General features: G+C 74.1%; 17 protein-coding genes and 1 pseudogene. 9 read left to right on the top strand and 9 right to left on the bottom strand.

Annotated elements, in window-relative coordinates; genetic code table 11:
- The first annotated feature begins 10 nt into the window (after positions 1-10).
- A complete protein-coding gene (locus ACSNN7_RS06805) occupies positions 11-916 on the top strand; it encodes a carbohydrate ABC transporter permease (RefSeq protein WP_436679784.1) in 906 nt (301 codons plus the stop codon).
- A gap of 61 nt (positions 917-977) precedes the next feature.
- Here ACSNN7_RS06805 and ACSNN7_RS06800 read toward each other — a convergent pair whose 3' ends face one another.
- Positions 978-1967, bottom strand: a complete 990-nt coding sequence (locus ACSNN7_RS06800) for an N-acetylglucosamine kinase (protein ID WP_436679783.1) — start codon at positions 1965-1967, stop codon at positions 978-980.
- Between the two features lie 200 nt (positions 1968-2167).
- Here ACSNN7_RS06800 and ACSNN7_RS06795 point away from each other — a divergent pair, with 200 nt between their 5' ends.
- The 5 genes and pseudogenes from ACSNN7_RS06795 to ACSNN7_RS06775 form a co-directional block, all read left to right on the top strand.
- Positions 2168-3115, top strand: coding sequence for a MurR/RpiR family transcriptional regulator (locus ACSNN7_RS06795; protein ID WP_436679782.1), 948 nt, complete (start codon positions 2168-2170; stop codon positions 3113-3115).
- Positions 3112-3861 carry a sugar isomerase domain-containing protein gene (locus tag ACSNN7_RS06790; RefSeq protein ID WP_436679781.1) on the top strand — a complete coding sequence of 250 codons (750 nt, stop codon included), beginning with the start codon at positions 3112-3114 and terminating at the stop codon, positions 3859-3861. Before ACSNN7_RS06795 ends, ACSNN7_RS06790 begins: the two co-directional genes overlap by 4 nt.
- A 25-nt stretch (positions 3862-3886) precedes the next feature.
- Positions 3887-5323: an N-acetylglucosamine/diacetylchitobiose ABC transporter substrate-binding protein gene (gene ngcE, locus ACSNN7_RS06785; protein ID WP_436679780.1), complete on the top strand. Its 1437-nt coding sequence runs from the start codon at positions 3887-3889 to the stop codon at positions 5321-5323.
- Between the two features lie 20 nt (positions 5324-5343).
- Positions 5344-6252 (top strand): carbohydrate ABC transporter permease, encoded by a 909-nt coding sequence (locus ACSNN7_RS06780; RefSeq protein WP_436679779.1) that lies wholly within the window; start codon positions 5344-5346, stop codon positions 6250-6252.
- Between the two features lies 1 nt (position 6253).
- Positions 6254-7087 (top strand): annotated as a pseudogene (locus ACSNN7_RS06775) (carbohydrate ABC transporter permease); the annotation flags it as partial.
- Here the strand turns inward: ACSNN7_RS06775 and ACSNN7_RS06770 are convergent.
- A complete protein-coding gene (locus ACSNN7_RS06770; RefSeq protein WP_436679778.1) occupies positions 7010-8854 on the bottom strand; it encodes an ABC transporter ATP-binding protein in 1845 nt (614 codons plus the stop codon). The pseudogene ACSNN7_RS06775 and the gene ACSNN7_RS06770 overlap by 78 nt on opposite strands.
- Positions 8851-10575, bottom strand: coding sequence for an ABC transporter transmembrane domain-containing protein (locus ACSNN7_RS06765; protein ID WP_436679805.1), 1725 nt, complete (start codon positions 10573-10575; stop codon positions 8851-8853). The genes ACSNN7_RS06770 and ACSNN7_RS06765 overlap by 4 nt, the downstream gene beginning before the upstream one ends.
- Before the next feature lie 317 nt (positions 10576-10892).
- Between ACSNN7_RS06765 and ACSNN7_RS06760 the strand changes: the two genes are divergently transcribed.
- Both ACSNN7_RS06760 and ACSNN7_RS06755 read left to right on the top strand, forming a co-directional pair.
- On the top strand, positions 10893-12596 hold the full coding sequence (locus ACSNN7_RS06760; protein WP_436679777.1) for a bifunctional 3'-5' exonuclease/DNA polymerase: 1704 nt from the start codon (positions 10893-10895) through the stop codon (positions 12594-12596).
- 134 nt (positions 12597-12730) lie between these two features.
- Positions 12731-13324 (top strand): nucleotidyltransferase family protein, encoded by a 594-nt coding sequence (locus ACSNN7_RS06755; RefSeq protein ID WP_436679776.1) that lies wholly within the window; start codon positions 12731-12733, stop codon positions 13322-13324.
- A gap of 152 nt (positions 13325-13476) precedes the next feature.
- On the opposite strand, the gene ACSNN7_RS06750 is transcribed toward ACSNN7_RS06755, so the two are convergent.
- From ACSNN7_RS06750 to ACSNN7_RS06725, 6 genes are all read right to left on the bottom strand, one after another.
- A complete protein-coding gene (locus tag ACSNN7_RS06750; RefSeq protein WP_436679775.1) occupies positions 13477-14379 on the bottom strand; it encodes an amidohydrolase family protein in 903 nt (300 codons plus the stop codon).
- Positions 14376-15185: a metal-dependent hydrolase gene (locus ACSNN7_RS06745; protein ID WP_436679774.1), complete on the bottom strand. Its 810-nt coding sequence runs from the start codon at positions 15183-15185 to the stop codon at positions 14376-14378. The genes ACSNN7_RS06750 and ACSNN7_RS06745 overlap by 4 nt, the downstream gene beginning before the upstream one ends.
- A 101-nt stretch (positions 15186-15286) precedes the next feature.
- Positions 15287-16912 (bottom strand): serine/threonine-protein kinase, encoded by a 1626-nt coding sequence (locus tag ACSNN7_RS06740; RefSeq protein ID WP_436679773.1) that lies wholly within the window; start codon positions 16910-16912, stop codon positions 15287-15289.
- An 87-nt stretch (positions 16913-16999) separates the two neighbouring features.
- Complete coding sequence (locus ACSNN7_RS06735) at positions 17000-18883, bottom strand: protein kinase domain-containing protein (protein ID WP_436679772.1); 1884 nt, start codon at positions 18881-18883, stop codon at positions 17000-17002.
- A 79-nt stretch (positions 18884-18962) separates the two neighbouring features.
- The gene (locus ACSNN7_RS06730; protein WP_436679771.1) at positions 18963-20294 is read right to left on the bottom strand and encodes a glycosyltransferase family 4 protein; all 1332 of its coding nucleotides are present in this window, start codon (positions 20292-20294) and stop codon (positions 18963-18965) included.
- Positions 20295-20438: 144 nt separating this feature from the next.
- A complete protein-coding gene (locus ACSNN7_RS06725; RefSeq protein WP_436679770.1) occupies positions 20439-22379 on the bottom strand; it encodes an amylo-alpha-1,6-glucosidase in 1941 nt (646 codons plus the stop codon).
- Positions 22380-22424: 45 nt separating this feature from the next.
- Between ACSNN7_RS06725 and ACSNN7_RS06720 the strand changes: the two genes are divergently transcribed.
- Positions 22425-25133 (top strand): MGH1-like glycoside hydrolase domain-containing protein, encoded by a 2709-nt coding sequence (locus ACSNN7_RS06720; protein WP_436679769.1) that lies wholly within the window; start codon positions 22425-22427, stop codon positions 25131-25133.
- Positions 25134-25168: the final 35 nt, after the last annotated feature.

The raw sequence follows: 25168 nt of genomic DNA, 5'->3' as shown, positions 1-25168 counted from the left end.
CGCGAGCCACATGACAGTCCTAGAGACCTCGGATGGTGTGGTGGCTGCGGCCGCACCCGCCTCGAAGGCCGATCGCGCCGTGCGCCGGGAACTCGGCGTCGCCAACGTCTTCTCGCACGGCTTCCTGCTGGTCTGGGCCGCGCTGACGGTGCTGCCGCTGCTCTGGATGTTCGTCAGCTCGTTCAAGAGCAACGGCGAGATCCTGGCCGACCCCTGGGGGCTGCCCGAGACGCTGCGCCTGGAGAACTGGTCCCGGGCCTGGACGGGCGCGCACATCGGCCGGTACTTCCTCAACAGCCTGGTGGTGGTGGCCGGGTCGGTCAGCCTGACCATGCTGATGGGCGCCACCGCCGCGTACGTCTTCGCCCGGTACGAGTTCCGGGGCCGGCAGGTCGTCTACTACCTCTTCGTCGGCGGCCTGATGTTCCCGGTCTTCCTCGCCCTGGTGCCGCTCTTCTTCGTGGTCCGCAACGCCGGGCTCTTCGGCACCTGGACCGGCCTGATCCTGGTGTACGCGGCGTACTCGCTGCCGTTCACGGTCTTCTTCCTGACCGCCTTCTTCCGCACCCTGCCCACCTCGGTGGCGGAGGCGGCGCTGGTCGACGGCTGCGGTCACTTCCGGCTCTTCTTCCGGGTGATGCTGCCGATGGCCCGTCCGGGACTGATCAGTGTCGCGATCTTCAACTTCCTCAGCCACTGGAACCAGTTCCTGTTGCCGCAGGTGCTGATGCAGGGCGACGAGTCGAAGTGGATGCTCGCCCAGGGGCTCTTCGCCCTCTCGGTCAGCCAGGGCTATGCCGGCGACTACGCCCGGCTCTTCGCCGGCCTCAGCATCGCGGTGCTGCCCGTGCTCGCGGTCTACGTGGCCTTCCAGCGGCAGGTGCAGTCCGGCCTGACCGCCGGTCAGCTCAAGTGAGAGTTGACCGAGACTGATCACCCTTCTGCCCGGTCCGGCCTGACGGTAGGGCCGGGAGGGCTCAGCGGCCGGCGGGGACCAGCAGGGCGTGCAGGGCCAGCGGGTCGCCGGCCTCGGGCAGTTCCCGGGCGGCGAGCCAGGCCGCCGCGGCGGCGCCGTCGCCGGCCGTGCGCACCGCGGCGCCCGGCCAGCGCCGGTGCGCCTCGGCACGGACCGCCGCCGCCAGCGGCGTGTCGCCGGTGAGCAGTCCGCCGCCGAGCACGATCGGGGTGACCGCCTCCGCCGGCCGGATCCGCGCGGCGCTGTCCACCAGGTGCGCGGCGGCCGCGTCGAGCAGCGCCACCGCCTCCGGCTCGCCCTCGACGGCGGCGGTCACCACCAGCGGCGCGAGCCGGGCCAGCTCGACCGGGGGCCGCGTGGTCACCGCCTGGACCAGCGCGTCGACGGTGTCCCGGGTACGGGTCGCCACCTCGGCCGAGCCGAGCAGTTCGGTGAGCAGCCGGCGGCCCAGCCGATCGGGCGCGGCGGCGCTGTCCAGGGTCGCCAGCAGCCGGCGGACCGCCTCGCGCCCCAGCCAGAAGCCGGAGCCGGCGTCGCCCAGCAGCCAGCCGTGCCCGTCCGCGACCCGGTCCAGCCGCAGGTCGCGTACCTGGGCGGCGATCGCCCCGGTGCCGGCGATCAGCACGGTGCCGTCCGGGGCGGCGGTGCCCGACGCGTACGCGACGAGGGCGTCGCCGTGCACCGCGTACGGGCAGCGCAGGCCGGCTTCGGCCCAGGCCCGGTCGAAGGCGGCCCGCCCCGCCGGGTCGGCCAGCAGGCGGGCGGCGCCGGCGAGGCCGATGGTGCCGGCGCGTACCCGGGTGGGGTCCACCCCGGTGAGCGCGCCGGTCAGCGCGGTCAGCAGCTCGCCGGCGGCGCGCTCGGCGCCGTGACTGGTCGGGTTGCCGCCGCCGCCCCGGCCGGTGCCCAGCCGCTCCCCGGCGAGGGTGAACGCGGCGGCGCGGGTGGACGTACCTCCGACGTCGAGACCGACCACGACGGTGTCGGACATGCTCACGGGCCTCCCGGTGCGGCGGTACGGGTGGGTTCATGCTGGTCCGCCGCGTGCCGCTGGGGCAAGCTGGGGGACCGCCGAGGCCCTGTGCGCCAGGTAACAGTTTGAAAACTTCGCCCACGCTATTGACACGGAGGGGCCTTCAGTAAGAACTTTTACCACTAACAGTTAACAGTCTTATCCGAAAGGCGCTCCCGATGGTGGATCATGAGGTGGACACTTCCGCGGGGACCGCGGTGGTCGACGCCGACACGGTCGACCGGCGGGGCGCCGACGGGGTGCTGGCCCGGGTCAGGGCCGGTGCGGGCGAGCTGACGGGGGCGTTGCGCCGGGTCGCTGAGCACGTGCTCAGCGACCCGGAGGCGGCGGCCCGGGCCACCATCGTGGAACTCGCCGAGCGCAGCGGCACCTCCCCGGCCACCATCACCCGGTTCTGCCGGGCCATGGGCTTCGACGGCTACGCCGACCTGCGGCTCGGCATCGCCTCGGAGACCGGCCGGGCCCGGTCGGCCGGCTGGACCGTCGACATCGGCCGCGAGATCCAGCCGAGCGACCCCCTGGAGCGGGTGCTCGACCAGATCATGGCCGCCGACACCCGGGCCATGCACGACACCGCCGCCCTGCTGGACCTCGCCGAGGTGGAACGCGCCGCGGTGGCCATCGCCGGAGCGTCCCGGGTGAACATCTTCGGCGCCAGCGGCAGCGCCCTGGTCGGCGAGGAGATGCAGTTCAGCCTGCACCGCATCGGGGTGGCCGCCTGGGCCTGGAGCGACGTGCACGAGGGGCTGGCCAGCGCCGCGCTGCTCGGCGTCGGGGACGTCGCGCTCGGCATCTCGCACACCGGGCAGACCCGGGAGACCATCGAGATGCTGGCCGAGGCGGACAGCCGGGGCGCGACCACCGTGGCGCTGACCGGCTTCCCCCGCTCGCCGCTGGCCGAGCTGGCCGACATCGTGCTGCTCACCGCCAGCCAGGCCACCACCTTCCGGCCGGACGCGCTCTCCGCCCGGCACCCGCAGCTCGTCGTGCTCGACCTGCTCTACATCGCCGTGGCGCAGCGCACCCACGACCGCGCCCACGCGGCCTTCCGGCGTACCGCCCAGGCCGTCGACGGGCACAAGGCCGCGAAGGGGGCCGCCTCATGATCAGTGCACAGGGGTACGCCGAGGCCGTCCGCCCGGTCCTCGACCGGGTGGTCGACTCGCAGGCCGAGGCCATCGGCCGGGCCGCCGACCTGATCGTCGCCAGCCTGCGCTCGGGCGGGGTGCTGCAGGCCTTCGGCGCCGGGCACTCCGAGGCGTTCGCCGCCGAGCTGGTGGCCCGGGCCGGCGGGCTGGTACCCACCAACCGGCTCTCCCTGCACGACCTGGTGCTGCACGGCGACGCGCCCCGCACCCTGCTCGCCGACCCCAAGCTGGAGCGCGACCCGGCCGTCGCCCACCAGCTGCACGCCCTCGCCGGCCCGCACCCGGCCGACGTCTTCGTCGTCGCCTCGCAGTCCGGCATCAACGGCTCGGTCGTCGAGCTGGCGCTGCTGGTCAAGGACGGCGGCCACCCGCTGATCGCGGTCACCTCGGTCGCCCACACCGCCCGGGTGGCTCCCCGCCACCCGTCCGGTCACCGGCTCGCCGATCTCGCCGACGTCGTGCTGGACAACGGCGCGCCGTACGGCGACGCACTGCTGCCGCTCGAGGGCGGCGGCGCGGTCTGTGCGGTCTCCTCGGTCACCACCGCGCTGCTGGCGCAGCTGCTGACCGCGGAGGTCGTACGACGGTTCCACCAGGCCGGAGAGGTACCCCCTATCTACCTCTCCGCCAACGTCCCCGGCGGGGACGAGCACAACCTCGCCCTCGAGTCGCGGTACGCCGGGCGTCTCCGGCGAACCGCCTGACCCGACACCACAAGGAGAGACGACGATGTCGATTACCCCCGACCAGCCTTCCGAGGTCAGCCGCCGTACCCTGCTCGGCCGCGCCGCCGCCGCGGGCCTGCTCGCCACCCCGGCGGTCAGCCTGCTCGGCGCCTGCGCGACCAGCACCTCCGACGAGGGCGGCAGCAAGGCCGAGACGGGCACCAAGAGCGCCACCAACCCGCTGGGCGTCAAGGAGGACGCGCCGCTGGAGGTGGTCATCTTCAACGGTGGCTACGGCGAGAAGTACGCCACCGACGTGCACCAGCCGCTCTACAAGAAGGCGTTCCCCAAGGCGGAGGTGAAGCACCAGGCCACCCAGGCGGTCTCCACGGTGCTCCAGCCCCGCTTCGCCTCGGGCAACCCGCCGGAGTTCGTCAACAACTCGGGCGAGAAGCTGATCGACTTCGGCTCGCTGGTGGCCGACGGTCAGCTGATGGACCTCACCGAGCTGTGGGACGCCCCGTCGGTCGACGACCCGAACAAGAAGGTCCGCGACACCGTCGTGCCGGGCACCGTCGAGGCGGGCTCGTTCAACGGCAAGCCGTACGTGCTCTACTACGTCTCCACGGTCTTCGGCATCTGGTACTCGGGCAAGCTGTTCAACGACAACGGCTGGGCGCCGGCCAAGACCTGGTCGGAGTTCACCGCCCTGCTCGACAAGATCAAGGCCAAGGGCATCACCCCGTACGGCTACGCCGGTGCGAACGCCGCCTACTACCAGTGGAACGTGATCCTCACCCACGCCGCCAAGATCGGCGGCACGGACGTGCTGAAGAACATCGACAACCTGGAGGACGGCGCCTGGCAGCAGGACGCGGTCAAGCAGGCTGCCGAGGCGTGGGCCGAGATCGGCGCCAAGTACGTCGACAAGAGCTTCGAGGGGCTCAAGCACACCGACGTGCAGCTGCGGCAGAACCAGTACAAGCTGGCCTTCTACCCCAGCGGCGACTGGCTGGAGGGCGAGCAGAAGAAGGACACCCCGGCCGGCTTCGAGTACCAGCTGATGCCGGTGCCGAGCCTGTCCGCCTCGGACAAGCTGCCGGCCACGGCGCTGCGCGCCACCGCCGGTGAGGGCTACTTCGTCTCCGCCAAGTCCAAGAACCCGCGGGGCGGTATGGAGTACATGCGCCAGATGCTCTCCGTCGCGGGCGCCAAGGGCTTCACCGAGGTGGTCAAGGCCCCGACCGTGGTCACCGCCGGCAGCGAGGGCTTCGCCTTCCCGCCGGGTGTGGCCAGCTCGCAGGCCGCCCTCAAGGCGGCCGGCCAGGACGTGTTCAACCTGTACTTCGACGGCTGGTACAAGGAGCTCGACACGGAGGCGCGCACCGCCACCAACGAGCTGATGTTCGGCCGGATCAAGGCGGACGCCTTCGTGGAGCGGATCCAGAAGCGCGCCGACGCGATCAAGAAGGACAGCTCCGTCGCCAAGTTCAAGCGCTGACCGATCGGAGTAGCGGGATCATGCGGCACGGCAAGTATCCATTTGTGATCGGGTTCCTCTTCGCCCCGGTCACGCTGTACGTCGTCTTCGTCATCGCGCCGTACGCGCAGGCGTTCCAGATCTCGATGACCAACTGGCGGGGGCTCTCCGCCCCGCAGTGGGTGGGCCTGGACAACTACCGGCGGCTGCTCGAGGACGGCAGCTTCTGGAAGGCGGTCCAGCACCACGGCGTACTGCTGCTTGCCCTGCCGCTGATCACCATCGTCATCGCGCTCTTCTTCGCCTTCCTGCTCAACGTGGGCGGGCGGAGCGTGGGTGGGCAGCGCCAGGGGGTCCGGGGGGCGAAGTTCTACCGGGTGGTGTTCTTCTTCCCTCAGGTCCTGGCGGTGGCCATCATCGCGGTGCTGTTCCAGATGGTCTACCGGCCCAACGAGTCCGGGCTGATCAACGGTGTGCTGATGAAGCTCGGCCTCGACCCGGTGCTCTTCCTGGTCAAGCCGAACCTGGCGCTCTGGTCGATCATCGCGGTGCTGGTCTGGCAGGCCGTCGGCTTCTACGTGGTGCTCTTCTCGGCCGGGATGGCCTCCATCCCGGGCGAGATCTACGAGGCGGCCGAGATGGACGGGGCGAGCAAGGTGACCCTCTTCTTCCGGGTCACCCTGCCGCTGCTCTGGGACACCCTCCAGGTGGCCTGGGTCTATCTCGGCATCGCCGCGTTCGACGCGTTCGCCATCGTCGCGGTCCTCTCGGTGGACAACGGTGGCCCGGACGGCGCGACGACGGTGCTGGCGGTGGAGATCTACCGCAACGCCTTCGTCTACTCGAAGTACGGCTACGCCTCGGCGATGGGCGTGGCGCTGTTCTTCCTCACCCTCACGTTCGCGGCGCTGACGCTGCGGCTGACCAAGCGGGAAAGCGTGGAGTACTGAGATGACATCGCAGACGACGCTGCCGCCGACGTCCGGGGCCACGCCGCCGGCCGCGGCCCCCGACGCCCGCCGCCGCAAGCGCCAGCACCAGGAGGTACGGCTGCTCAGCAGCCTCGGGCAGATCTCGCTCGCCGTCTGGGCGGTGATCGTGATCGTGCCGATCCTCTGGACGTTCCTGGCCGCCTTCAAGAACACCAGCGAGATCTTCAGCAGCCCGTGGACGCTCCCGGCGGAGCTGCGCTGGGAGAACTTCGGCCGGGCCTGGACCAAGGCGCACGTCGGCCGGTACTTCCTGAACAGCGTCTTCGTGGTGGCGTGCAGCACCTTAGGCACCATGCTGCTCGGCTCGATGGCCGCGTACGTGCTGGCCCGCTACAAGTTCTGGGGCAACCGGGCGATCTACTACCTGTTCGTCTCGGGGCTGGCCTTCCCGGTCTTCCTGGCCCTGGTGCCGCTCTTCTTCGTGGTGAAGAACCTGGGCCTGCTGGACACCCACACCGGCGTGATCCTGGTCTACATCGCCTACTCGCTGCCGTTCACGATCTTCTTCCTGGCCGCGTTCTTCAAGACGCTGCCGAACTCGGTGGCCGAGGCCGGCATGATCGACGGCTGCTCGCACACCCGGCTGTTCTTCCAGGTGATGCTGCCGATGGCCAAGCCGGGCCTGATCAGCGTGGCGATCTTCAACATCATCGGCCAGTGGGCGCAGTACCAGCTGCCGCTGGTGCTGCTCTCCAACGCCAAGGACAAGTGGGTGCTAACCCAGGGCATCGCCGACATCTCGGTCAACGCCGGCTACGAGGCGGACTGGTCCGGCCTCTTCGCCGCACTGACCATCGCCATCCTGCCGATGATCCTCGTCTACGCGCTCTTCCAGCGGCAGATCCAGTCCGGCCTCACCTCCGGCGCCGTCGGCGCGGACCAGGTCGTGGTGGCTGCCGATCTCGGTGATCCGGCCGTCGGAGAGGACGGCCACCCGGTCGGCGTCGTGCGCGGTGTTCAGCCGGTGTGCGATCGCGATGACGGTACGCCCGGTCAGCACGGCGGCGAGGGCCCGCTCGGTGCGCCGGGCGGTGGTCGGGTCGAGCGCGGCGGTCGCCTCGTCGAGGATCAGCGTGTGCGGGTCGGCGAGCACCAGCCGGGCCAGGGCGAGCTGCTGGGCCTCGGCCGCGGCAAGCTGCCGGGCCCCGTCGCCGAGCGGGGTGTCCAGGCCGTCGGGCAGCTCGGCGTACCAGTCGGCGCCCACGGTGCGCAGCGCGGAGCGCATCTGCTCGTCGGTGGCGTCCGGGGCGGCGAAGGCGAGGTTGTCGCGCACCGAGCCGATGAAGACGTGGTGCTCCTGGGTCACCAGGGCGATCCGCCGGCGGCGCTCGGCCGGGTCGAGGTCGGTGACCGGGCAGCCGCCGATGCTGACGACGCCCTGCCGGGGCGCGTCGATCCCGGCCAGCAGCCGGGCCAGGGTGGACTTCCCGGCCCCCGACGGGCCCACGACGGCGAGCCGCTCGCCGGGGCGTACCTCCAGGTCGATGCCGTGCAGCACGTCGTGCCCCGGGGCGTAGGAGAAGCGCGCCCCGCGCACCACGAGGCGCTCATCCCGCGGGGTGCAGGCGGCGCCGGGCGACTCGGGTGGCACCAGGCCGACGCCGAGCACCCGGGCGAACGAGGCGAAGCCGCGCTGCGCCTGCTCCGTCCACTGCAGCAGCCGGTCCAGCGGTTCGATGGCCTGTTGCAGGTAGAGCGCGGCGGCGACCACCGCGCCGAGCGAGACCGAACCCCGGGCGAGCAGGTACCCGCCGACCAGCAGCACCGCGGCGACCGGGAGCGGGTAGCTGGCCTCCACCACAGTGAAGAACACCGTGCGCAGCCCCAGCGTCGCCCGCCGGGCGGCCCACAGCCGGGCGATGCGCGTGGTGCCGCGGGCGATCCGGTCGTCGGCGAGGCGGAGCGCCTCGACGGTGCGGGCGCCGTCGGCGGTGCTGGTCAGCGTCTCGGTCAGCGCGGCGGCGGCCGCGCCCTCGGTGAGGTACGCGGGGCTGGCCCGGCGCAGGTACCAGCGGGTGACCGCGCCGATCGACGGCAGCCCGGTCAGCGCCGCGAGGCCCAGCAGCGGGTGCAGCAGGAAGACCGCTCCGAACAGCAGGGTCAGCTGCACCGAGGCGATGACGATGGTGGGCACCACGTCCCGGACAGTGGTCCCCACCGTGGACACGTCGACCGAGCTGCGGGTGGCCAGGTCCCCGGAGCCGGCCCGCTCGACGACGGAGACGGGCAGCCCGAGCGTCCGCCGGACGAAGTCCTCGCGCAGCTCCGCCACGGCCCGCTCCCCGAACCGGTGGCCCGCGTACTGGGCGTACCGGGAGAGCAGCGCCTGCACCAGGACCGCCGCGCCGATCGCCAGCGCCAGCCGGTCCACGGTGGCGACGCCGGCGCCCCCGGTCACCCCGTCGACGATGCGGCCCAGCAGCCACGGCGGGGCGAGCCCGGCGATCGCGGCGGCGCTGTGCAGCGCCAGGACGGCCAGCACCGCGCGGCGGTGCCGGCCGATCAGGTCCCGCAGCGCCCGGCGTACCGTGCTCCGGTCGGCCACCGGCAGCGCGCTCACGGGAAGGCCCCCTCGGCGTCGGCGGGCCGGTCGAGGTCGGGCTCGGCGCTGTCCCGGGCGACCAGCCGTCGGTAGCCCGGGTCCCGCTCGAGCAGGTCGGCGTGGCTGCCGGTGGCGACGATCCGGCCCGCCCGGAGGTGGGCGACCGTGTCGGCCCGGCCGAGCAGCAGCGGCGAGGTGGCGAGCAGCAGCGTGGTCCGGCCGGCCCGCGCGGCGTGCAGCCGCTCGGCGATCCGCGCCTCGGTGTGCGCGTCCACGGCGGACGTCGGGTCGAGAAGGATCAGCACCTCCGGCTCGGCGAGCAGCGCCCGGGCCAGGCGGATCCGTTGCCGCTGGCCGCCCGAGAGCGTCCGGGCCCGGGCGTCGAGCGGGGTGTCGAGCCCGTCCGGCAGGGCCTCGGCGACGTCCTCGGCGGACGCGGCGCGCAGCGCCGCCACCAGGTCGTCGTCGGTTCCCGGCCCGGGGCGGTCGTCGGCGCCCGGCCGGGGGCGCAGGATGTCGCGCAGGCTCCCGGCGAACAGGTACGAGTCGTGGTCGGCGACCAGGATCCGGGCCCGCACCTCGTCCAGCGCGATCCCGGTCAGCGGCACGCCGCCCCAGGTGGCGTCGGAGACGGCGTACCGCCCGAGCCGGTCGGCCAGCGCCAGCGCCTCGGCCGGGTCGTCGGCGGCGACGCCGGTGAGCCGGCCGGCGCGGACGGTCAGCCCGGTCGCCGGGTCGTGCAGGTCGGCGGGGCCGGCGGGCGCGGGTGCCGCCTCCGGCCGGCGGGCACCGGGCACCGGAGGTCGCCCACCGGCACCGGTGCGGGGACCGCCGACGTCGTCCGGGGTCAGGTCGAGCAGGGCGACGATCCGGCGGGCGGCCACCCGGCCGCGGATCAGCTGGTGGCTGCCCTCCAGCAGGAACCAGACCGGCACTACGAGGGTCGCCACGTAGCCGTAGACGGCGACCAGCTCCCCGATGCTGATGTCGCCGGTCACCGCCATCCGGGCCGCGAGCCAGACCACCGCCGCGAGGAAGAGCCCGGGAATCGCGACCGTGGCCGCGTCGATCCAGCTGTTGACCGCACCGACCCGGTAGCCCTCGGCGAGCAGGGCTCGCGACCGGGTGGCGTAGCGGCGGGCGAACAGGTCCCGGCCGCCGACCCCGGCGAGCACCCGCAGCCCGGCCACGATGTCGCCGGAGCGGGCGGTGAGCGCGCCCTGCTGCTGCCGGTAGACGGACTCGGCCCGTTCGAGGCGGCGCAGCAGGGGCCCGACCACCAGCCCGACCGCCGGCACGCCGATGAGCACGCAGAGCGCGAGGAAGGGGGAGATGGACCAGAGCACGACGGCGATGACCGCGTAGGCGACGACCGCGCCGACCCCCGGCCCGGTCAGCGTCAGCACCTGCGCCGTCCAGTCGATGTCGGAGCCGCCGACGGTGGCCACCTCGCCGGCGGCCGCCCGGCGGGGCAGCACCGCGCCGATCCGGGAGAGCTGCCGCAGCACCACGGCGGCCGAGCGGGCCTTCGCGTCCTCCCGGATGAAGGTCATCGTGCGGTGGCGCATGATGCCCAGGTACGACAGTCCGACGCCCGCCACGACGATCGCCGCGATCCAAAGCCACAGGGCGCGGTTGTCGTGGGCGCGCAGCCCGTCGTCGACCGCGCGGGCGATCAGCCAGGGCCGCACCGACAGCCCGATCATCCAGGCCGTGCCGAGCAGGCTGCCGCGCAGCACCCGCCAGGGCTGGCAGCGGATCAGCCACCAGATGTAGCGCAACGGCCCCCTGGTGTCCGCGATGCCGGGTTCGGGATGGGGGATCTGCGGGGGCACCCGCCCACGCTACCGATCACTTCGACGCCGCACCGACCCGTATGTCGGCTTCCCGCGGCCCGCCCAAGCTCCCGCTTTGCGGCGGGTCGGCGCATCCCGTGCCGCCGACACCCCGACACGCCGCAAACCGGGGGGCGGCACGTGCGGGCCCGCCCGCGACGGTGACGGCGCGGCCGGCGGACGCGCATCCGGGACAGCGGCGCGGGCGTGCGGCGGCGCCGGTGTCACAGGGGCGAGGCAGAATCGCATCCGTGCTGGTGGCGGTGGTGGCGGACGAGCGGGGCGGGGGAGTGCTCCAGCCTCTCGACGCCCAGGGGCGTCCGGCCGGCGCGGCCGAGGTGGCCGTCGACCTCGCCGCCGCCGTCGCCGCGCGGGAGGCCGCCGCCCACCCGCGCTGGGTCTGGCCGTCGGGCGTGGCGCTCTACCCGGCGCTGCTGCGCGCCGGGGTGCGGGTCGAGCGTTGCCACGACGTCGAGCTGACCGAGGCCCTGCTGCTCGGCAACGCGGGCCGCTGGGGCGAGCCGCGCTCGCTCGCCGCCGCGTACGCCCGGCTCACCGGCGCGGCCGTGCCACCCGACCCGCCGCCGCGTCCGCCCGCGCCCCCCGGAAACGGCCAGGGCGCCCTCTTCGAGGCCGTCCCCGGGCCGCCGGGTCCGGGCATCGAGGCCCTGGTGCGGGTGTACGCCGACCAGCTCGCCCGGATCGCGGCGACGGAGCACCCGGGCCGGTTCCGGCTGCTGGTCGCCGCCGAGTCGGCCGGCGCGTTGGTGGCGGTGGAGATGGGCGCCGCCGGCCTGCCCTGGCGCGCCGACGTGCACGACGCGATCCTCGACGAGCTGCTCGGTGAGGCGTCCCCGGTCGGCGGGCCGCCCCGGCGGCTGGCCGAGCTGGCCGCCCGGATCGCCGACGCCTTCGGCGTACGCCAGGTGCACGCCGACTCCCCGGCGGAGCTGCTGCGGGCCTTCGCCCGGGCCGGGGTGGAGCTGCCCAACACCCGGGCCTGGGTGTTGCGCGGCGTCGACCACCCGGCGGTGCCGCTGGTGCTGGAATACAAGGAGCTCTACCGGATCTGGACGGCGCACGGCCGGGCCTGGCGGGACGCCTGGGTGCGCGACGGCCGCTTCCAGCCGGAGTACGTCCCCGGCGGGGTGGTCTCCGGCCGGTGGGCGACCCGCGGCGGTGGCGCGTTGCAGATCCCGAAGGTGATCCGGCGGGCGGTGGTGGCCGACCCGGGCTGGCGGTTCGTGGTCGCCGACGCCGGTCAGCTGGAGCCGCGGGTGCTCGCCGCGGTCTCCGGCGACGCCCGGCTCGCCGCGGCGGGCGGGGCGGGTGACCTCTACGCGGCGCTGGCCCAGGACGCCTTCGGCGGTGACCGGGCCCGCGCCAAGGTGGCCCTGCTCGGCGCGATGTACGGCCAGACCGGCGGGGCGGCGCTGCCCGCGCTGGCGGTGCTGCGGCGCAGCTACCCGACGGCATTCGGTTACGTGGAGGCGGCGGCCCGCACCGGCGAGGCGGGCGGGCTGGTCCGCTCCTGGCTCGGGCGCACCTGCCCGCCGGGCACGGCGGGCTTCGTCGACGGCGACGAGGCGAGCGTCGATCCCGGCGCCGACCCGCAGTCCCCGCGCGCCCGGGCGGCCCGCTCGCGGGGGCGGTTCACCCGCAACTTCGTCATCCAGGCCACCGCCGCCGAATGGGCCTCGACGCTGCTCGCCACGCTCCGGGGCGAGCTGGCCGGCACCGATGCCGAGCTGGTCTTCTTCCAGCACGACGAGGTGCTGGTGCACTGTCCGGCCGGGCAGGCCGAGGCGGTCGCCGAGGCGGTCGGCCGCTCCGGCGACCGGGCGTCGGCGCTGCTGTTCGGGGACACTCCGGTCCGGTTCCCGCTGGATCTGTCCATCGTCGACTGCTACGCCGACGCGGCATAGCGCACGATTTTCCTATTTGCCCCGCTACCCGGCGCCCCGGGTGCTCGTTGGGTCCGGTGTGCGCAACGGGCCGGGCAGCTCTGCTCCGGTCCGTCTTCACGACGGAGGTGGCGCAGCTGAACCGGATCGCAGGGATGATCATCGCAGCGGGCGGGGGACGCCGGATCGGCGGACCGGAGGCGCTGCTGCACCAGGGCGGTACGCCCCTGGTGAACCAGATGATCGACACGATGACCGAGGCGGGCTGCGAGCAGATCGTGGTGGTCCTGGGCGCGGCCGCCGACCAGGTGCGGGAGACCGCCGACCTGAGCCGCGTCACGGTGGTGGTCAACCGGGCCTGGGGCACCGGGGTGGGCTCCTCCATCCGGGCCGGCCTGGCCGCGCTCACCGACGGCGGGATCGAGGCCGTGGTGGTGGTGCCGGTGGACATGCCGGGCCTCACTCCCGCGGCGGTACGCCGGGTGGCCGCCCTGCCGTATCCGGACGTGCTGGTCTGCGCCACCTACGACGGGCTGCGCGGCTACCCGATGCTGTTCGGCCGGCGGCACTGGTCCGGCATCGCCACCCTGGCCAGCGCCGACGTCGGCGCCCGGCCGTACCTGCTGGCGCACAAGGACCAGATCGTCGACATCGCCTGCGACTCGGTGGCCGACGGCAGCCGGGTCGACACACCGGAGCTGATGGCGCTCTACGGCCTCACCGTCCCGCCGCAACGCGTCGGCGTCTGAGCCGGCCCCGTCGCCGGTGCAGCACGCCTGCACCTGAGGTGCGGGACGCGACGCCCCGCCCGGGGGAGGTGCGGTCGGTGATCACTGTGCTGGCTCGGCACGTCGCCGGGACGCTGGTCGCCGCCCGGCGGCGGTCGCGCTCGGCGCAGCGCTCAGCGGAGGTCGAACAGGTCGGCGGCGCTGTGCCAGCACACCGCGCGCAGCCAGTCGTCGCCCAGATCGAGCCGGACCAGCCCGGCGAGCTGCTCGGCGTACGGGTAGGGGATGTTCGGGAAGTCGCTGCCCAGCAGCACCTTGCCGGCCAGCCCCAGCTCGCGCAGCCGGGGCAGCTCACCGGCGGGGAAGGGCACGAAGCGGTCGAAGAACGGGGTGAACGCCATGGTGGTGTCGAGTCGTACCCGCTCGTGGCGCTCGGCCAGGTCGAGGAAGGCGGCGTAGTCGGGCGCGCCCAGGTGCGCCACGATCGCGCTCAGCCGCGGGTGCCGGGCCAGCAGGGCCGCGAAGCCCTCCGGCCCGGTGTGCGCGGTGCCGACCGGCGCGTGCCCGGCGTGCACCACCACCGGCACGCCCGCGTCGGCGAGCAGCCCCCACACCTTGTCCAGTGCCGGGTCGGTCGGGGCGAACCCGCCGACCTGGACGTGCACCTTGAACACCCGGGCCCCGTCGTCCAGCGCCTCGGCGACGTACCGGGGCGCGTCCGGCTCCGGGAAGAAGGTCGCCGAGGGCAGGCACCCCGGGGTGGCCCGGGCGAAGTCCAGCGTCCACCGGTTCAGCTCCGCCGCCATGCCGGGCTTGTGCGGGTACGCCAGCGCGCTGAACGCCCGTACGCCCATCCGCCGCAGGTGCGCGACCCGGTCGTCGTCGCTCCACCGGTACCGGATCGGCCACTCGGTGCCGACCAGCGGCCCGGCCGCGTCGAAGTACGCCCACACCCGCCGCAGCAGGCGGGGCGGGAGGAAGTGCACGTGCACGTCGGCCAGCCCGGGAATGCCCAGGTGGCGGCAGAACGCCGGTACCTCGTCGTCGCCGGCCGGCGCCGGCCCGTGGCTGCTCACACCTCGATGTTGAATCGCTGCAGCACCGACGGCGCCACCAGCCCGAGCGTGGCGAGCACGGAGAGCACGGTGAGCGCGGTGCGCAGCACGATCACCTCGGCCTTGCTGCCGGTACGCAGCGCGATGCCGTTGGGCAGGCCGATCATCAGCCACATCCGCCGTTTGATCGGGATCGGCCAGAGGATCGGCACCCCGGCCTTGGTGATCATGTCGCCGAGGATGTGCACGAAGCAGCCCACCCCGACGGCCAGCCCGATCATCGGATAGCCCCGGTCGCCGGGCAGGTTGGCGAAGGTGAACCAGGCGGCGGCGGCCGAGGCCAGCGTCACGATGACCCAGCCGGCCCGCTCGGCCCACTGGTCGAAGAGCCCGCGCAGGGCCAGTCCGATCATGAAGAACAGGATGCTCACCACGGCCCACTTGCCGTACGCGGTGCAGAGCGCGGTGGTGCCCCAGCCGACCAGCGCGGTGAACGGCAGGGTGTGGGTCAGCGTCCGGTGGCCGTTGTTGCGGCGCGGGTCCCGGCTCAGCTTGGTGGCGTAGTAGACGCCCAGCGAGATCTTCTCCATCACCTCGGCGATGAAGAGCGAGAAGACCCCGAAGGTGCGGGCCACCGTCGCGCCGCCCTGGTTGCGGGTCACCTTGCCGGAGAGGTCGAGGTCGGGGAAGAGCGCCCCGCCGGCGCAGACCGCGGTGCCGACGGCCAGCGCCAACGGCGACTGGTGGTAGTCGGCGAACTGGTCCAGCGCCCACGAGCCGGTCAGCCACACCGCCGCGCCGGACAGCGCGTGGGACGGTCCCATCATGTCGCGTCGCCCTCCCCAGGTTCTTGATCGACAAAGCTACGCCACTGTGTCAGAGCCGCCGCCGGAGGGGCAATCACCCGGACGGTCCACAGGGGAGGGTGTCAGGTCGCGGGCCGGAAGCTCTGCCGGATCATCAGGAAGTATGTCGCGTTGACCTGCCAGTCGAACTCTTCTGTCAACCATGAGACGGTGTAGGCGCGACCTGCGGCGACGGCCACGATCAGCCGGGCGGTGTGCACCTGGACGCCGGCCGCGTTGAGCCAGGAGCACTCCCACAGCGCCCCGCCCCGGAACAGGTCCAGCCGGGAGATCTCCACCCGGCGGTAGCCGGGCAGCGCCCCGTCGCCGGTCAGCCGCCGCTCCTCGGCGCGCCAGTGGGCGACCGGGTCCGGCGGCGCGACACCGGGGGCCACGCTGAGCATCCGCGCGCCGCCCGGTTCACGGAAGCAGGTGGCCGCGCCGTCGGCGAAGCGCAGCCAGCGCGCCGGCGCGGCGATCCGGAAGCCGGTGCGATCCTCGTACCAGGTCCACCCCGGAACCAGTGCGGGCTCGCCGGCCGGCGGCGGCACGGAGGGGACCGGGGTGGCGTCCGCCGGGGCGGGCGTGGCGCAGGGGAAGGCCGCGGGCCGGGCGGCGGTCGCGCCCCCGCCGCCACCGGGGGCGCGCGCCGCCCGGTCGTCGTCGCGCAGCACCGCCGCGATCCCGGCGCCGACCAGCAGGGCGCTCGCGACGGCCGCAGCGATCAGCGCCCACCGGCGGCGTCGGGCGGTGCCCGGCGGGACGACCGTCACCGCGGTCCCGGCCACCGGCGCGGTGGGGCGCCACGGCCGGAGGTCCGTCGGCACCTGAACGTCCACCGCCGGCCCGTCGACGGCGTCGGGACGTCGGCCGGCCACGGGCAGCTCACTCGCTGCGGCGGTGAGCGCCGCCCGCAGCAGCGGTTCGACCTCCAGGGCGGTCAGCCGTCGCCACGGGTCGCGCTGCAACAGTCCCTCCAGCACCGGCCGCAGCGGCCCGGCCCGGCGCACCGGGTCGGGCGGCTCGGTGGCCAGCGCGCTCAGCGTCGCCATCGCGCTCGACCGGGCGTACGGGGCCCGGCCCTCCACGGCCGCGTACAGCGTCGCGCCCAGCGACCACAGGTCGGTGCGCGGGTCGGAGACGCCGTCCCGGGCCCGCTCCGGGGCGACGAACTGCGGTGAGCCGAAGACCTGCCCCGGCCCGGTCATCAGGCCGTCCCCACCGTCGAAGGTGGCCAGCCCGAAGTCGGTGAGCATCACCCGCCCGTCGTCGGCGACCAGCACGTTGTGCGGCTTGACGTCGCGGTGCAGCACCCCGGCGGCGTGCGCGGCGCGCAACGCGGCCAGCACCGCCAGCCCGATCCGCGCGGTACGCCCCGGGTCCAGCGGCCCCTCGGCGGTGATGAGCTCCTGCAGGGAGCGCGACGGCACGTACTCCATCACGATCCACGGGCTGTCCCGGTCGTGCACCACGTCGTAGAGCCGGACCACGTTGGGGTGGTTGAGCCGGGCCGCGGTCCGCGCCTCGCGCAACGTGCGCAGTCGCAACTCGTCGCGCTCGGCCTCGGCCAGCCAGTGCGGCGGGACCACCTGCTTGACGGCGACGTCTCGGTGCAGCATCTCGTCGCGGGCCAGCCAGACCCGGCCCATCCCGCCGCTGCCGACCAGATCGCGCAGCCGGTACCGCCCGGCGACCAGCAGTTGCTGCACGGCGTTCCCCCTTGGCTACCCCTGGTACACGATATCGAGCAGCCTGCGGTTTCTCATCGGCAGCGCGGCCGGGATCGTGGGTGGGTGTCAGGTGGGGGAGACCACCTCGGTGACGCGGCCCCGGAAGCTCTGCCGCACCACGGTGAGCTGCCCGGCCGAGGCGGCCCAGTCGTCGTCCGCCGCGCTCCAGCCGAGCATCCAGGCGCCGGCCTCGTCGCCCGGCAACAGGCGCAGCGCGTGCTGTCGCTTGCCGAACGGGGCCGTCCAGCGGCACTCCCACTGTGCGCCCCGGTCGCCGGACGCGCCGAGGCGCACCTTGGCGTACCCGGGGAGCGTGCCGGCGTCGCGCAGCCGGTGCTCCTCGGCCCGTAACCAGGCCACCGGGTCGAGGTGGTCGGCGACGGGTTCGACGCTGAGCGTGCGGAGGCTGGACGGGTCGCGGAAGCAGGCAACCTCGTTCTCGGTGAAGCGGAGCCAGCCGACGGGCACCGCGACCCGCCAGCCTTCCTCCACGTGCCAGGTCCAGCCGGCGGGCGGACGGAAGCCGCCGTCGGCCGTGCCGGGCCGGGCGACGATCGGTTCGCCGATCGGGTTGGGCCGCAGGCACGGGAAGGGTGGGGGGCCCACCGGACGGTCACCGCCCGGCGGGGGCCGGTCCGGCCGGCGGCCGTACGGTGCGTCGAGGGGTCCGGCGGGAGATTTGTCGGGGGTGGACGCGCTGACCGGCGTCGCGGTCGGTGAGCGGTTCGACCCGTCGCCGACGAGCGCGAAGGCGGTGCCGATCCCGGTGGCCGCCGCCACGCCCAGCGCCGTCACCACCAGCGCCACCCGGCGCGGGGTGAGTCGCAGCCGGGCCAGGGCACCCTTGAGCACGGCGAGCCGGTCGGCCGCCGCCCGCGTGGCGACCGGGGTGGCGCGGGTGGCCTCGCGTTCCTGCTCGATTCCCGGACGGCCGGCGACGGGCAGCGCGGCACCGGCCGGGACCGCCTCGCCCGGCTGCCGTCCGCCGGTGGACGTCGCGCCGGACCGGTCGGCGTCGCCCGATTCCGCGGCGCCGGTGTCGGAGCGGTCCCGCACGCCGGGCCAGGGCGGCGGTGGTGGCACGCTGCCCGCCGGGCGGGCGACGGGGAGCACCACCGTGGGCGGCTCCGGGGCGGACGGTTGTTCGGCCGCCGCGATCAGCCGGTCCGCCTCGTCGTGGCGGATCCGTCGTCGCGGGTCGCGGCGCAGCAGCCCCTGCAGCGCCGGTCCGAGCGGACCGGCGTGCGGCGCCGGGTCGGGCGGTTCGGTGGCCAGCGCCGCGAGGGTGGCCATCGCGGTGCTGCGGGCGTACGGGGAGCGCCCCTCGACGGCGGCGTGCAGGGTGGCGCCGAGCGACCACAGGTCGGCCTCCACGCTGGACACCCCCTCGGCCGCGCGTTCCGGGGCGACGAACTGCGGCGAGCCGAGGACCATTCCGGGCCCGGTCGTCAGTCCGTCGCCACCGTCGAAGGTGGCCAGCCCGAAGTCGGTGAGCATCACCCGCCCGTCGTCGGCCATCAGCACGTTCTGCGGCTTGACGTCGCGGTGCAGCACGCCGGCGGTGTGCGCGGCGCGCAGGGCGGCCAGCAGGGCCCGCCCGATGCCGGCCGCGCGCACCGGGTCGACCGGACCGGTCTGCTCCAGGACGGCCTGCAACGTCCGCGAGGGGACGTACTCCATCACGATCCACGGGCGGTCGTCGACCTGGACCACGTCGTAGACGCGGACCACGTTGGGGTGGTTGAGCCGGGCCGCGGTGCGCGCCTCGCGCAGCGTCCGCAGCCGCAGCTCGTCGCGCTCGGCCTCGGCCAGCCAGTGCGGCGGGACGACCTCCTTGACCGCCACCTCCCGGTGCAGGATCTCGTCCCGGGACCGCCACACCCGGCCCATCCCGCCCCGTCCCACCAGCTCCAGCAGGCGGTACCGGCCGGCGATCACTACCTGCTGCACCGTTCTCCTCACCGTTGGCCGACGTACACCGTAGCCAATGGGATCGGGGGAGACCTATCCGTCGGGGGGATTCGGCGGGTCAGCAGGCCGCGGAGTCCATCGCCAGCAGGTTGCCCTCGGGAATGGCGATCCGGGCCCGCCCGTCGCCCAGCAGCGCGGCGGCCCGCCGGGCCTGGAACGTGCCGTGCTCGCGCCGCGCGACGGCGTAGCTGGCCGCGGTGCGGGCCGCGATGGTCGCCCAGGCGTAGCGCCGGCTGACCATGGTGCGGGCCCGGCGGGCCACCCGGCGGGCGAAGACCTCGTCGCCGAGGAGTTGGTCGACCGCGCCGGCGAGCGCGTCCGGGTCGCTGTGCGGGAAGGTCACCCCGGTGACGCCGGGTTCCACGATCTCGGCCAGCCCCCCGGTGTCCGCCACCGCCAGCGGCGCGCCGGCCGCCGCGGCCTCCAGCGCCACCATCCCGAACGGCTCGTAGAGGCTGGGCACCACGGTCGCGTCGGTGGCGGCCAGCACCGCCGGCAGTTGGGTGGCGTCCATGAAACCGGCGAAGCGGACCGTGTCGCCCAGGTCCAGCCGCCGCGTCTGGTCGAGCAGCTCCTCCCGGTACGGCCCGTCGCCGGCGATCACCACCCGCAGCCCCGGGTGCCGCCGGCGCAGGTCCGGCACGGCGTGCACCAGGTGCTGGACGCCCTTCTCGTAGACCAGCCGGCCGGCGTACCCGACCAGGGGGCCGTCCCCGGCGAACCGGGCGCGCGCCGAGGCGACCGCCCGGGGGCGGGCGTGCCAGGCCCGGTCGTCGACGCCGTTGGGCACCACGTCGACCCGCGCGGCCGGCACCTCGAAGAGCCGGGTGACCTGGTCGCGCATGTAGCCCGAGCAGGCGATCACCCGGGCGGAGGCGTTGCTGAGCCAGTGCTCGACGCCGTGGATGGTGCGGTTCATCTCCTCCGGCAGCCAGCCCTGGTGCCGCCCGGCCTCGGTGGCGTGGATGGTGGTGACCAGGGGCAGGTCGAGGTGCTCGGCGAGGGTGATCGCGGTGTGCGCGACGAGCCAGTCGTGGGCGTGGATGACGTCGTAGGCGCCGGACTCGGCGGCGCGCAGGGCGGCGCGGGTCAGGGTGTGGTTGAAGGCCATGGTCCAGGCCAGCAGGGAGCCGGTGGCCAGGGGGAAGGTGACCGGGTCCTCGGCGGCGCGGACGATGCGCACGCCGTCGGCGTACTCCTCCAGGGGTGCGCCCTCGGCGTGCCGGGTGACGACGGTGACCTCGTGCCCGGCGGCGGCCAGCGCCACCGACAGCGCGTGCACGTGCCGGCCCAGGCCCCCGACCAGCACGGGCGGGTACTCCCAGGAGAGCATCAGCACCCGCTGGTGCCGGGCGGGGTGGATGTCGATCACGTCGGCGTCAGGTGACATGAAGGCCCCCTTTGAGTTGTCCCCCGTACGTGCGGCGGCCGACACCCCACCGGGATGCCCGTCGTCTCGCCTGGGTCGGGGCCCATCCTGCCGACCGCTGGATAACCAGCGAAGACGCCGTCGTTGCCGGTGTGTAACGGGTGTCTAGCGGGGCCGCCGGACGCGCAGCAGCTCGGCCACCGACCACGCCTGGAACGGGCAACCGGTGGCGGCGTGCGGCGCGGTGCCGTCGGCCGTCTCACTCACCGATCCTAGGCCGAAATCCACCAAATGGCCCTCAAGTCCGACCAAAAGGTCATCGGTGGGCAGGCCGGCCTTCCGGTACGCCTCGACGAACGGCCCGATCAGCCACGGCCAGACGGTCCCCTGGTGGTAGGCGGTGTCCCGCTCGGCCGGACCGCCCCGGTGCCGGGCGGCGAAGTCGGGGGAGTCGGGGGAGAGGCTGCGCGGGCCGAGCGGGGTGAACAGCCCCGCCGCCACCCGGCGCAGCACCGCCGGGTCCGGGTCCAGCGGGGCGTACGGCAGGGACCAGGCCAGCAGCTGGTTGGGGCGCAGCAGGTCGTCGTCGTGGTGCGCCGCCCCGCCCAGCGGGTACGCCGGCGCGGGCGCGTCGACCACGTCGTGCAGCCAGCCGGCCGGCGACGGGAACCGCTTGCCGAACGCCTCCCGGGCCCGGGCGTGCAGCCGGCCCAGCTCGGCCGCGTCCCGGCCGGCCAGCTCGGTCAGCTCGGCCACACCGGCCAGCCCGTTGATCCACAGCGCGTTGACCTCGACCGGCTTGCCGGTGCGCGGGGTCACCGGCACCCCGTAGACCCGGGCGTCCATCCAGGTCAGCGCGGTGCCCGGGACGCCGCCCTGGGTGAGCAGGCCGTCGGCCGGGTCCACCGCGATGCCGTACCGGGTGCCGGCCAGGTGCGCCTGGACCACCGCGTGCAGCGCCGGCAGCAGCTCGTCGCCCAGGTCGGTGTCGCCGGTGACCGTCACGTGCCGGCTCACCGCGTGCAGGAACCACAGCGTCGCGTCGACGGTGTTGTACTCCACCCGGCCGGTGTCGGCGGTGTTCGCCAACATCCCCTCCGACAGCGTCGCCGCGTACGAGCGCAGCAGGTCCCGCCCCTCGTCGGCCCGCCCGGTGCAGAGGAACAGCCCCTCGTACGAGGTCATCGTGTCCCGCGACCACGCCCCGAACCAGGGATAGCCGGCCACCACGTCCGGCCCGGCGGCGGTGCGCACCACGAACGCGTCCGCGGCCAGGGCGAGGGTGGCCTCGACCGGGTCGGCCGGCCGCGCCGCCGCCACCACCGCCCGGTGCCGCCGCCGCGCCGCCGCGACCACCTCGGTCGCCGCCGGCGGCTGGTCGGCCAGGTCGCCGGCCCAGGCCAGCACCGACACGGTGTCACCCGGGCGGTCCAGCGCGCCGGCGAAGCGGCCGGCGTACCAGAGGTCCTCCTCCGGGTGCAGACCGCGCGCGGCCTCCTCGCGGTGGTGCACGCCGAGCCACCACTGCCCCTCCGGCGTCCAGTCCGGCCCGGCCAGCCGGAAGGAGCCTTCCACCACCGCACCGCCGTCAACCGGCTCCATCGCCGGCGCCGGGCCGTCCGCGCGGCGCTCGCCGTGCGCGTCCCGCCAGGTGCAGGCCGCCGAGAGTTCCAGCCGGACCGGCCCGCCGGCCACCAGCCGGTGCACCACCGCCACGCCGGGACGGCCGTGGGTCATCGCCAGCTCCCGCTCGATCACCACGTCGCCGATCCGCCAGCGCCACCTCGGCAGCCCGTCGACCAGCTCGAAGCGCTCCAGCAGCTCGAAGCCGCGCGGGTCGACCACGCCCGAGGACCACTCGTGCGCGCCGAGCCGCACCCGCGCTCCGGAGGGCCAGATCACCGCCGGGTCCAGGCTCACCAGGCCCACCGTGCGGGCGGCCGGCGTCTGCCCGGCCACCACCAGCAGGCCGTGGTAGCGCCGGGTACGCAACCCGCTCACCGTGCCCATCGCGTACCCGCCCAGGCCGTCGGTGACCAGCCACTCCCGGGTCGCCCCGCCGGCCAGTTCGCCGCAGACCTGCGGACCGAAACCGATCTCGATCAACTGCTTTCCTCCTGCGGCCGCGAGGTGTAACACGCCACGACGACAATGGCCCTTGTGGTGAAGTACCCCGGCGGCGTCGAAGATGTGCACGTGTTCACCGACAGATCGCCCTCCGACGCACCGTCCCCCGACCCCGAGCGGCTCCGGCTGGCCCAGGCCGACGCCCGGGAGCAGGACTGGCGCGCATGGGGTCCCTATCTGTCCGAGCGGGCGTGGGGCACGGTACGGGAGGACTACAGCGAGCACGGTACGGCGTGGGACTACTTCCCCCACGACCACGCGCGGTCCAGAGCCTACCGGTGGAACGAGGACGGCATGGCGGGCGTCTGCGACGACCGGCAGACCTTCTGCTTCGCCCTCGCACTCTGGAACGGCGTCGACCCGATCCTCAAGGAGCGGATGTTCGGCCTCGGCGGCGACGGCGGCAACCACGGCGAGGACGTCAAGGAGTACTGGTGGTACGAGGACTCCACGCCGACCCACTCCTGGATGCGCTGGCGCTACCACTACCCGCAGGCCGCCTTCCCGTACGACGAGCTGGTCGCCGTCAACGCGCTGCGCGGCCGGGACGAGACCGAGTACGAGCTGGTCGACACGGGGATCTTCGACGACGACCGGTACTGGGCGGTGACCGTCGACTACGCCAAGGCGTCCCCGACCGACATGTGCATCCTCGTCACGGTCGCCAACCGGGGCGACGAGGCGGCCAGCCTGCACGTGCTGCCGCACCTGTGGTTCCGCAACACCTGGGCCTGGGGGCTGCCCGGCGCCGACCGGGTGCCCCGGCTGGTCGGCGCGGGCTCCCGGCTGGTCGGTGAGCACTGGGTGCTGGGGCAGGTCCTGCTGGAGGGCGACGGCGAGCCCACCCCGCTGCTCTGCGACAACGACACCAACGCCGAGCGGCTCTGGGGGCTGCCCGGGCGCTCGCCGTACCCGAAGGACGGCATCAACGACCACGTCGTGGCCGGCGCGGCCACCGTCAACCCGGCGCGGGAGGGGACCAAGGGCGCCCTGCACTACGTCCTCGACGTGCCGGCCGGCGGCCAGCGGCAGATCCGGTTGCGGCTGACCCGCACCGCGCCGCCGCCGGGCGGCACCCCGCCGCCCCCGGCGGACCTGGGCGACGGCTTCGACGCGGTCTGCTGGGCCCGGCGGGCCGAGGCCAACCGGTTCTTCGCCGGGGTGATCCCGGCCCAGGCCAGCGCCGACGAGACGCTGGTCGCCCGGCAGGCCATCGCCGGGCTGATGTGGGGCAAGCAGTTCTACCACTTCGACGTCAAGCGGTGGCTGGAAGGCGATCCCGGCTCCGCGCCACCGCCGGCCGGCCGCCGGCACGGGCGCAACAGCGCCTGGTGGCACATGAACAGCTTCGACGTGATCTCCATGCCCGACCCCTGGGAGTACCCCTGGTACGCGGCCTGGGACCTGGCCTTCCACTGCGTCACCATCGCCCGGGTCGACCCGGGCTTCGCCAAGGACCAGCTCCTGCTCCTGCTGCGCGAGTGGTACCTGCACCCCAACGGGCAGATCCCGGCGTACGAGTGGGCGTTCGGCGACGTCAACCCGCCGGTGCACGCCTGGGCGGCGCTGAAGGTGTTCGAGATCGACGGCGGGCGCGACCACGAGTTCCTCGCCCGGGTGATGCAGAAGCTGCTGCTGAACTTCACCTGGTGGGTCAACCGCAAGGACACCGGCGGCAACAACCTCTTCGAGGGCGGCTTCCTCGGGCTGGACAACGTCGGCCCGTTCGACCGCTCGGCCGCGCTGCCGGTGGCCGGGGTGCTGGAGCAGTCCGACGGCACCGGCTGGATGGCGATGTACGCGCTCAACCTGCTGGACATGGCCATCGTGCTGGCCGAGCACGACCGGTCGTACGTCGACACCGCGACCAAGTTCTTCGAGCACTTCGCGTACATCGCCGCGGCCGCGTACTCGCAGGGGCTCTGGGACGACGAGGACGCCTTCTTCTACGACGTGCTCCGGCTCGCCGACGGCAGCCAGGTGCCGCTGCGGGTGCGCTCGGTGGTCGGTCTGCTGCCGCTGGCCGCCACCACCCGGCTCACCGCGAAGACCCTGCAGCGCCTGCCCGAGCTGGGCGCCCGACTGCGCTGGTTCCTCACCCACCGCCCCGAGTACGCCGATGTGATCGGTGCCCGCCGGCTCGGCCCGGACGGCCGCCAGCAACGGCTGCTCTCCATGGTCGGCCCGGAGCAGGTGGTCCGGTTGCTCGCCCGGATGCTCGACCCCGACGAGTTCCTCTCCGACTTCGGCCTGCGCACGCTGAGCCGTGCCCACCTGGACAAGCCCTTCTCGGTGACCCTCGGCGGGCAGGAGTTCTGCGTCGGCTACGAGCCGGCCGAGTCGACCAGCGGCCTGTTCGGCGGCAACTCCAACTGGCGCGGCCCGATCTGGATGCCGACGAACTTCCTGCTGATCAGCGCGCTGCGCGACTACGCGGCGTTCTTCGGCGACGACCTCCAGGTGGAGTACCCGACCCGCTCCGGGCGCAAGTGCTCGCTGGACGAGATCGCCGACGACCTGTCCGTACGGTTGATCTCGCTGTTCACCCGGGACGACTGGGGCCGGCGCCCGATCTACGGCGCCGCCCAGCTCTTCCAGACGCACCCCGACTGGCGGGACCTGATCTGCTTCCCGGAGTACTTCCACGGCGACAACGGCGCCGGCCTGGGGGCCTGGCACCAGACCGGATGGACGGCCCTGGTCGCCGACCTCATCCTCACCCGGCGGCGCTGAACTCCGGAGAGTCGCCAATCCGTCACCGGCCGGTG

The sequence above is a fragment of the Micromonospora sp. URMC 105 genome (assembly GCF_051386295.1).
Lineage (GTDB): Bacteria > Actinomycetota > Actinomycetes > Mycobacteriales > Micromonosporaceae > Micromonospora.
Note: the sequence above shows the minus strand (reverse complement) of the source record. Positions and strands in the feature narration are given on the sequence as shown.

What these genes read in the sequence shown, in the direction of transcription:
- ACSNN7_RS06795 (WP_436679782.1), top strand. Translation starts at nt 2,168, where the DNA reads ATGGTGGATCATGAGGTGGACACTTCCGCGGGGACCGCGGTGGTCGAC.
- ACSNN7_RS06800 (WP_436679783.1), bottom strand. Translation starts at nt 1,967, where the DNA reads ATGTCCGACACCGTCGTGGTCGGTCTCGACGTCGGAGGTACGTCCACC.
- ACSNN7_RS06805 (WP_436679784.1), top strand. Translation starts at nt 11, where the DNA reads ATGACAGTCCTAGAGACCTCGGATGGTGTGGTGGCTGCGGCCGCACCC.
- ngcE (WP_436679780.1), top strand. Translation starts at nt 3,887, where the DNA reads ATGTCGATTACCCCCGACCAGCCTTCCGAGGTCAGCCGCCGTACCCTG.
- ACSNN7_RS06745 (WP_436679774.1), bottom strand. Translation starts at nt 15,185, where the DNA reads ATGATGGGACCGTCCCACGCGCTGTCCGGCGCGGCGGTGTGGCTGACC.
- ACSNN7_RS06755 (WP_436679776.1), top strand. Translation starts at nt 12,731, where the DNA reads ATGATCATCGCAGCGGGCGGGGGACGCCGGATCGGCGGACCGGAGGCG.
- ACSNN7_RS06730 (WP_436679771.1), bottom strand. Translation starts at nt 20,294, where the DNA reads ATGTCACCTGACGCCGACGTGATCGACATCCACCCCGCCCGGCACCAG.
- ACSNN7_RS06780 (WP_436679779.1), top strand. Translation starts at nt 5,344, where the DNA reads ATGCGGCACGGCAAGTATCCATTTGTGATCGGGTTCCTCTTCGCCCCG.
- ACSNN7_RS06790 (WP_436679781.1), top strand. Translation starts at nt 3,112, where the DNA reads ATGATCAGTGCACAGGGGTACGCCGAGGCCGTCCGCCCGGTCCTCGAC.
- ACSNN7_RS06720 (WP_436679769.1), top strand. Translation starts at nt 22,425, where the DNA reads ATGGCCCTTGTGGTGAAGTACCCCGGCGGCGTCGAAGATGTGCACGTG.